This is a genomic window from Streptomyces sp. NBRC 110611 (genome assembly GCF_001590865.1).
Classification (GTDB): Bacteria; Actinomycetota; Actinomycetes; order Streptomycetales; family Streptomycetaceae; genus Streptomyces.
In genome coordinates this window covers 109,017-116,545 of record NZ_BBUY01000019.1, presented here as the reverse complement: position 1 = coordinate 116,545, position 7,529 = coordinate 109,017, and the positions used below count along the sequence as shown (strand labels likewise).

The following is a 7,529-nucleotide window of genomic DNA, read 5'->3' as shown; positions in this document are numbered from 1 at the left end:
GCGCAGCGGCAACAGCCCGCCGCAGGCGCAACGGCGGGAAAGCCAACAACGTGGGAGGTCAGCCAAGCGCAGCGGAATGCCAATGGGGCGCCCGCGCCCGGAACACCCCCGGCCGCAGTGCCCCCGCGCCCTCCGGGATCCGGCCGAGGAGGGGGGCGCCGGCGGCGTCGGGGAGGTCCGCCAGGTTGCAGTGGGCTGCCAGGTCGGGGGCGGCCGGCCAGCTGCCGATGATCACGCCGGGGCAGTCGAGGCCGTGGGCGCGCAGGGCCAGTGCGGTGAGTGCGGTGGCGTTGAGGGTGCCGAGACCGGCCGGGGCGACCACCAGGACCGGTGCGTCCACCAGCCGGGCGGCGTCGGCGAGGGTGTGGCCGTCCGCGTCGAGGCGGACGAGCAGGCCGCCCGCGCCCTCCACCAGGACGAGGTCGTGCGAGGCGGCCAGCTTGGCGGCCGCCTCGGCGATCTCCTGGGGGCCGACCGCCGGCAGACCGGCCCGTCGCGCGGCCGTCGCGGGTGCCAACGGCTCGGGGTAGCGGGTGAGTTCGGCGGTGGTGACCGCGCCGGCCAGCCGCTCGACCTCCGCCGCATCTCCTCGCTCGTGTGCCGCGACGCCGGTCTGGGCCGGTTTGAGCACCGCCACCGACCGGCCCCGGGCGAGGGCAGCCGCGGCGATCGCGGCCGTGGTCACGGTCTTGCCGACCTCCGTGCCGGTGCCCGTCACGAACAGCACTGCCATGGTGCCGCGCTCCTTCAGCCTTCGCGTGCCGCGGCACATACCGCGGTGCAGATCCGTGCCACATCGTCGTCACCGGTGACGTACGGCGGCATGGTGTAGATCAGGTCCCGGAACGGGCGCAGCCATACGCCCTCCCGGACCGCCGCCCGGGACGCGGCGGCCATGTCCACCGCGTGGTCGAGCTGGACGACGCCGATCGCCCCCAGCACCCGTACGTCACGTACCCCCGGGATGCTCCGGGCCGGTGCCAGCCCCGTGCGCAGGCCGGTCTCGATCCGCCGGACCTGCCGCGCCCAGTCCTGGGAGAGCAGCAGCTCGATCGAGGCGTTGGCGACGGCCGTGGCGAGCGGGTTGCCCATGAAGGTGGGGCCGTGCGCCAGCACCGGTACCGCGCCGCGGGAGATGCCGTCCGCCACGGCCGACGTGCACAGCGTCGCGGCCAGGGTGAGGTATCCGCCGGTCAGCGCCTTGCCCACGCACATCACATCGGGCGCCACACCGGCGTGTTCGGCGGCGAAGAGCGTCCCCGTACGGCCGAAGCCGGTGGCGATCTCGTCGAGGACGAGCAGGACGCCGTGTGTGTCGCACGCTTCCCGCAGCACCCGGAGGTAGGCGGGGGAGTGGAAGGACATGCCGCCGGCGCCCTGGACCACCGGTTCGACGATCACCGCCGCCAGTTCCCCGGCGTGCCGGGCGATCAGTTCGCGGAGGTGGGCCGCGTACGCCTCGTCCGTCGGGGCGTCGAAACCGGGCGGCGGGGCGTCCGCGAAGATCTGCCGGGGCAGCACGCCCTGCCACAGCTCGTGCATCCCGCCGTCCGGGTCGCACACCGACATCAGCTGCCAGGTGTCGCCGTGGTAGCCGCCCCGCCAGGTCAGCAGCCGCTGTTTGCCGGGTTTTCCGAGCGAGCGCCAGTACTGCAGGCACATCTTGACGGCGACCTCGACCGACACCGAGCCGGAATCGGCGAGGAAGACGTGCCGGAGCGGTCCGGGGGTGAGGTCGACGAGCCGTTTGGCCAGGCGGACGGCGGGCTCGTGGGTGAGCCCGCCGAACATCACATGGCTCATCCGCTCCAGCTGACCGCGCGCCGCGTCGTTGAGCACCGGGTGGTTGTAGCCGTGCACCGCCGACCACCAGGACGACATACCGTCCACCAACTCGTCCCGGCCCTCGGCCGGTTCGGCCAGCCGCAGCCGGACCCCGGAGGCCGACTCGACCAGCAGCGGGGCGGCCGTGCCGGGCATCGGCCCATACGGATGCCAGACGTGCTGCCGGTCGAGCGCCAGCAGTTCGCGAGCGGTTGCCGGACCGAGCGGCTCAGGCATTGGGCGGGAGGTCGGTACCGGCACCGCGGCGGCGTACGGCGACCAGGTCGCGGCGGGCCTCCTCGGACGGGGCGGCGGCCGGTCCGGCGGGGGCGGCCTCGGCGTCCGCTCCGCCGCAGCCGGGGCGGCGGTGTGCGGGCAGGGTCGTGGTGCCCGGGTCCTCGACCTCGAAGCCGGCGTCCGCGAGCATCGCCAGGTCGTCCTGGCCGGCCTGGCCCTCGCTGGTCAGATAGTCGCCGAGGAAGATCGAATTGGCCAGGTGCAGGGCGAGCGGCTGCAGGCTGCGCAGATGGACCTCGCGGCCGCCGGCCAGCCGTACCTCGATGTCCGGGCAGACGAAACGGACCATCGCCAGGATGCGCAGCGCGCGCTGCGGGGTGAGGTTCCACTCCTCGGCGAGCGGGGTGCCCTCGAAGGGGATGAGGAAGTTCACGGGGACGGAGTCGGGGTCCAGTTCGCGCAGTGCGAAGACCACGTCCACGAGGTCGGCGTCGGTCTCGCCCATCCCGGCGATCAGGCCGGAGCAGGCAGACATCCCGGCCGCCTGGGCCTGCTGGACGGTGGAGACCCGGTCGGAGAAGTCGTGCGTGGTGCAGATGTCGCCGTAGGTGGCTTCCGAGGTGTTGAGGTTGTGGTTGTACGCGTCGGCGCCCGCCGCGCGCAGCCGCTCGGCCTGGCCGTCCGAGAGCAGCCCCAGGCAGGCACACACCTCGACGCCCTCGTTCTGCTCCTTGATGGCGGAGATGGTCTCCGAGACCCGGTCCACGTCCTTGTCGGTGGGGCCGCGGCCACTGGCCACCAGGCAGACCCGCTTGGCGCCGCCGGCCACCCCGGCGGCGGCCGCCCGGGAGGCCTCATCGGGCTTCAGCCAGGTGTACTTGAGGATCCCGGCCTTCGAGCCCAGCCGCTGGGAGCAGTACGAGCAGTCCTCGGGGCACAGGCCCGACTTGAGGTTGACGAGGTAGTTGAGCTTGACCCGCCGCCCGAACCACTGGCGGCGCACCTTCCCGGCCGCGGCGACGACGTCGAGCAGTTCGTCATCGGACGTCGCCAGTACGGCCAGTGCCTCTTCGCGGGTCGGCGACTCGCGCCGTAGTCCCTTGTCCACCAACGTGTTCAGCAGGTCCATGGCGATGATCCTGGCCCAGGTGACCTCTCCCTGTCCAAGGAGGATTCCTACAACGACCGGACAGCGGCGTGTGGGTATCGCCACACCGTGAGTGGGCGGAACGACCGCTAACGTCTATCGACAGCCCACAATCGAGGCCGAAAGACGAAGGACGCCGATGCCGCAGGACCCCGCCCCGCCGCTGCTCCGCGACGCCCCGCCGGCCGGGCCGTACGACGCCCTGCCGTCCCCGCGGCCGTACGACGCGCCGCCCGCTCCGCGGACGTACGGCGGGGTCTTCGACTGGATGGATGTGGTGCGCGCGGAGCGCCAACGGGCCGGGTTCGTCCGCACGCTGCGGCCGCGGCCCGCCGACTCCCCGCTGCTCGACCTGGCCGGGAACGACTACCTCGGACTGGCCCGGCACCCCGAGGTCACCCATGGTGCCGCCGAGGCCGCACACCGCTGGGGCGCCGGGGCCACCGGCTCCCGCCTGGTCACCGGCAGCACCGAGCTGCACGCCCGGCTGGAGGAGGAACTCGCCGCGTTCTGCGGCTTCGAGGCCGCTCTGGTGCTGTCGTCCGGCTATGCCGCGAACCTCGCCGCGGTCACCGCGCTCACCGCACCCGGCACCCTGGTGGTCTCCGACGCCGGCAACCACGCCTCCCTCATCGACGGCTGCCGGCTCTCCCGGGCCCGGACCCGGATCGCGCCGCACGCCGACCCGGAGGCCGTGCGCGCCGCGCTGACCGGCCACGAGGGCCGGGCGCTGGTGATCACCGACTCGGTGTTCTCGGTCGACGGTGACGCGGCGCCGCTGCCGGCCCTGGCCGCGGCCTGCCGGGCGCGGGGCGCCGCGCTGCTCGTCGACGACGCCCACGGCCTGGGCGTGCTGGGCGAGGGGGGCCGGGGTGCGCCGTGGGCGGCCGGACTGGCCGGTGACGGCGATGTGGTGGCCACCGTGACGCTCTCCAAGTCGCTGGGCTCCCAGGGCGGTGCGGTGCTCGGCCCGGCCCGGGTCATCGAGCACCTGGTCAACACCGCCCGGTCGTTCATCTTCGACACCGGCCTCGCGCCGGCGGCGGCCGGCGGCGCGCTCGCCGCGCTCCGGCTGCTCGGCCGGGAACCGGGGCGCGCCGCCGGCGCCGGACGGAACGCCCGGGCACTGCACGCCCGGCTCACCGCGGCGGGCCTGACGGCGGCCCGGCCGGATGCCGCGGTGGTCTCGGTGCGCGCTCCGTCGCCGGACGCCGCGGTCCGCTGGGCCGCCGACTGCCGTGCCGCGGGGCTCGCGGTCGGCTGCTTCCGGCCGCCGTCGGTACCCGACGGGATCTCCCGGCTGCGGCTCACCGCCCGTGCGGATCTGACGGCCGGCCAGCTCGACCGGGCGGTCGGGACGATCACGGCCACCGCGCCGACGGGCTGACGCGGCAGGGCGTGCGCCGGGGCACCACCGGGGCGCAGCCGGGTCCCGTTCGTCCCAAATCCGGTCTCGCGTAGCAGAGTTCACCGCATCGGGCGATAGATATCTGGATATGTTGGTGGATCCGGCATCACACCGGCAGCATGGGTGGCAGTCTGACGCACAGCAGAAGTCCGAGGCCGAATGGGCATTCCGAGCGGCATCCCGGCTCCCCAGGTCAGGACCGGAGCCGGGCCTCGGTGGGAAAGGGACGGCTTCGCGATGGCAGACCACCAGGAATCCTCACTCACACTGCCGAGCGCTCCGGCCTCGGTACTCCTCGCCCGCAGACACGCCCTGACGGTGCTCGCCGAATGGGGCATGCCGGCCGGCTCCGACACCGCCGACTCCATCCGCCTGATCGTCTCCGAACTCGCGACCAACGCCGTTCAGCACACCTTCGGCCAGTCCCCGACGTTCACCGTCGAGCTGCGGCTCGAGCGCGACGAGGTGCTGCGGGTCGGGGTCACCGACAGCCATCCGCGGCGGCCGCGCCGGCTGCCCGCCGCGGTGCAGCAGGACAACGGCCGGGGGATGACCATCGTCCGGTTCCTCGCGGCGGAGGCCGGCGGCCGCCTCTCGGTCGTCCCCACCGCCGTCGGCGGCAAGACCGTCTGGATCACGATGCCGTGGAAGGTCACGGTTCCCTGAGGCCTTGTCACGGGTGCAGGAACCTTTCGCTGCGTGGATCTTCCGGGCGTGGATCTTCCGGGGTCTCCCGCCGCCGGGGCGCGTCACGGCGCGGCGGCGTGGCGGGCGAACGCGCCGCGCAGCAGGGCGCGCAGGGTGTCCGCGGCCGGGCTGCCGCCACCGGGACGGTGGACCACCGAGATCCGCCGGAGCAGCTCCGGTGGGTCCAGCCGCCGCATCCCCAGCGGGGTCACCGATCCCTCCGCCATCATCTCGGGGACCACCGCCACCCCGAGCCCGGCGCTCACCAGCGCGCACACCACCTCATAGCCGGGCGACTCACACCGCACCGCCACGCTCGCCCCGGCGGCGGCCAGTACCGCCTCGACCCCGCGCCGGTTGGGGTTCGCCGGGGCCATGCTGACCAGCGGGTGACCGGCGAGCCCGGCCAGCGGCAGCCGTCCGGACCCCGCCGACAGGGCATGGCCGGGCGCGGTGACCAGTACCAACTCCTCGGTCAGCAAGGGCTCCAGAGCCAGCCCGTCCGGGACCGCCATCGGCTCACCGGGCACATACTCATGCGTCAGGGCCAGATCGACCTCGCCCAGCGCCATCGCCTCGGTCTCCTCCGGCGGTACGTACTCCGTCACGCTCAGCTCCACATCGGGGTGGGCGCGGCGGAACGCGCTCAGCGCGGGCGGCAGCAGATGCGTACCGGCCGTGACGAACGTGCCGACCCGCAGCACGCCGCCGGAGAGCCCCGCGAGCCGGGCCAGCTCGTGCCGCGCCTGCTCCAGTTCGCCGAGCACCCGCCGGGCCCGTACGAGCAGCAGCTCACCGGCCGCCGTCAGCCGGGTCCCGCGGTGGTGGCGTACCAGCAGCGCCGCCCCGGCCTCCCGCTCCAGCTTGGCGAGCTGCTGGGAGAGCGCGGGCGGGGTGTAGCCCAGCCGGGCGGCCGCCCGGGTGATCGAACCGGCCTCCGCCACCGCCACCAGAGCGGCCAGTCGAGTGGGGTCGTACATCACAACCTCTTCAGCCCCCCGAAGAACAATGTCAATACCCATTAAAGGCTCTGACCAGCGATGCTTTCCTCATGGACGGACAGCTGATCGCCTTCACCGGAGTCGCCGCGGGCATGATCGCCCTGCCGGGCGCGGACTTCGCGGTCGTGGTGCGCAACGCCCTCGACTCGCGCCGGGCGGGGGTGGCGACCGCCATCGGAGTCGCGGGCGGACTCCTGGTGCACACCGCGCTCGCGGTGGCCGGGCTGGCGGCGGTGCTGGTTGCCGTGCCCGCACTGTTCGGCGCCGTCCAGCTCCTCGGCGGCGCCTACCTGCTCTATCTGGGCGGGCGCGCGCTGCTCGCCCTCCGCCGCCGTCCGGCGGCCGCCGGCGGGGAGCACGCGACCGGACCGGACGCCGCCCCCGACGGCGCCGGACCGGCGGCCCGGCTCGGCACCGCACAGGGCCTGCGCCAGGGCTTTCTGACCAATGCGCTCAACCCCAAGGCCCCCGTGCTCTTCCTCAGCCTGCTGCCGCAGTTCGTCCCGGCGGACCAGCCCGCGCTGCCCCGGACGCTGCTGCTCGCCACCATGATCGTGGTGATGGCACTGGTGTGGTTCCCCGCCGTCGCGCTCCTCGTCGACCGGCTGGGCGGCTGGCTGCGCCGCCCGAAGGTGTCCCGGGCCCTGGAGGCCGCCACCGGCTTCCTGCTCACCGCCCTGGGCGGCATCCTGCTCGTCGAGGTGGTCCTCGCCTGAGGGGGGACGGGCACGAGGCTCCCGCCGCGGCTCAGCGCACTCGCCCGTACCGGACGGCACCGCTCCAGATCTTGTCCAGCCGCACCACGGTGCCGGTCTTCGGCGCATGCCAGATCCGGCCCGCACCGGCGTAGATGCCGACGTGGTAGATGCCGCTCTCCGAGGAGAAGAAGACCAGGTCGCCGCGCTTCCGGGCGGGGGCGGGGACATGCCGGGTGTGGCCGTACTGCGCGGCGGCACTGCGCGGCAGGTCCCGGCCGGCGTGCTTGTACGAGTAGAGCGTCAGGCCCGAGCAGTCGAACGAGTGCGGTCCCTGGGCGCCGTACTCGTAGGGGGAGCCCTGCTTGGAGGCCGCGATCCGGAGCGCGCGGACGGCGAGGGACGCGGCTTCGGCGTCCGGGGCCGTTCCCGGGGCGAGGGTGGTTCCGCCGAGGGTGGCCAGTGCCAGAGCGGAGACGGTGCCGGCGCGCGCCAGCAGGTGGGGCGTATGCGTGCGCACGGTCATGCGC

At 74.0% G+C, this 7,529-nt stretch carries 8 protein-coding genes; 3 read left to right on the top strand and 5 right to left on the bottom strand.

Translation table 11 applies throughout. From position 1 onward, the window contains the following. Positions 1-58: 58 nt before the first annotated feature. The 3 genes from bioD to bioB are packed head-to-tail and all read right to left on the bottom strand — an operon-like array spanning position 59 to position 3,190. A complete protein-coding gene (gene bioD, locus AZE13_RS28210) occupies positions 59-733 on the bottom strand; it encodes a dethiobiotin synthase (protein ID WP_066938110.1) in 675 nt (224 codons plus the stop codon). Positions 734-747: 14 nt separating this feature from the next. Beyond that, positions 748-2,061 carry an adenosylmethionine--8-amino-7-oxononanoate transaminase gene (locus AZE13_RS28205; RefSeq protein ID WP_066938020.1) on the bottom strand — a complete coding sequence of 438 codons (1,314 nt, stop codon included), beginning with the start codon at positions 2,059-2,061 and terminating at the stop codon, positions 748-750. After that, complete coding sequence (bioB, locus tag AZE13_RS28200) at positions 2,054-3,190, bottom strand: biotin synthase BioB (protein ID WP_066938017.1); 1,137 nt, start codon at positions 3,188-3,190, stop codon at positions 2,054-2,056. Before bioB ends, AZE13_RS28205 begins: the two co-directional genes overlap by 8 nt. Before the next feature lie 286 nt (positions 3,191-3,476). On the opposite strand from bioB, the gene AZE13_RS28195 reads away from it, so the two are divergent. Together AZE13_RS28195 and AZE13_RS28190 are read left to right on the top strand one after the other, a co-directional pair. Further along, positions 3,477-4,595: an 8-amino-7-oxononanoate synthase gene (locus AZE13_RS28195; RefSeq protein WP_066938108.1), complete on the top strand. Its 1,119-nt coding sequence runs from the start codon at positions 3,477-3,479 to the stop codon at positions 4,593-4,595. Positions 4,596-4,853: 258 nt separating this feature from the next. Further along, positions 4,854-5,282 (top strand): ATP-binding protein, encoded by a 429-nt coding sequence (locus tag AZE13_RS28190; RefSeq protein WP_066938014.1) that lies wholly within the window; start codon positions 4,854-4,856, stop codon positions 5,280-5,282. An 83-nt stretch (positions 5,283-5,365) separates the two neighbouring features. Here the strand turns inward: AZE13_RS28190 and AZE13_RS28185 are convergent, their stop codons facing one another. After that, complete coding sequence (locus tag AZE13_RS28185; protein ID WP_066938012.1) at positions 5,366-6,283, bottom strand: LysR family transcriptional regulator; 918 nt, start codon at positions 6,281-6,283, stop codon at positions 5,366-5,368. A 71-nt stretch (positions 6,284-6,354) separates the two neighbouring features. On the opposite strand from AZE13_RS28185, the gene AZE13_RS28180 reads away from it, so the two are divergent. Next, positions 6,355-7,020 (top strand): LysE family translocator, encoded by a 666-nt coding sequence (locus AZE13_RS28180; RefSeq protein ID WP_066938001.1) that lies wholly within the window; start codon positions 6,355-6,357, stop codon positions 7,018-7,020. 31 nt (positions 7,021-7,051) lie between these two features. Here AZE13_RS28180 and AZE13_RS28175 read toward each other — a convergent pair whose 3' ends face one another. Next, the gene (locus AZE13_RS28175; RefSeq protein WP_066937994.1) at positions 7,052-7,525 is read right to left on the bottom strand and encodes a C40 family peptidase; all 474 of its coding nucleotides are present in this window, start codon (positions 7,523-7,525) and stop codon (positions 7,052-7,054) included. Positions 7,526-7,529 lie beyond the last annotated feature (4 nt).

Bases quoted from the DNA above. Each gene is read 5' to 3' on its own strand.
- bioD (WP_066938110.1), bottom strand. From the start codon at position 733: ATGGCAGTGCTGTTCGTGACGGGCACCGGCACGGAGGTCGGCAAGACC.
- AZE13_RS28205 (WP_066938020.1), bottom strand. From the start codon at position 2,061: ATGCCTGAGCCGCTCGGTCCGGCAACCGCTCGCGAACTGCTGGCGCTC.
- bioB (WP_066938017.1), bottom strand. From the start codon at position 3,190: ATGGACCTGCTGAACACGTTGGTGGACAAGGGACTACGGCGCGAGTCG.
- AZE13_RS28195 (WP_066938108.1), top strand. From the start codon at position 3,477: ATGGATGTGGTGCGCGCGGAGCGCCAACGGGCCGGGTTCGTCCGCACG.
- AZE13_RS28190 (WP_066938014.1), top strand. From the start codon at position 4,854: ATGGCAGACCACCAGGAATCCTCACTCACACTGCCGAGCGCTCCGGCC.
- AZE13_RS28185 (WP_066938012.1), bottom strand. From the start codon at position 6,283: ATGTACGACCCCACTCGACTGGCCGCTCTGGTGGCGGTGGCGGAGGCC.
- AZE13_RS28180 (WP_066938001.1), top strand. From the start codon at position 6,355: ATGGACGGACAGCTGATCGCCTTCACCGGAGTCGCCGCGGGCATGATC.
- AZE13_RS28175 (WP_066937994.1), bottom strand. From the start codon at position 7,525: ATGACCGTGCGCACGCATACGCCCCACCTGCTGGCGCGCGCCGGCACC.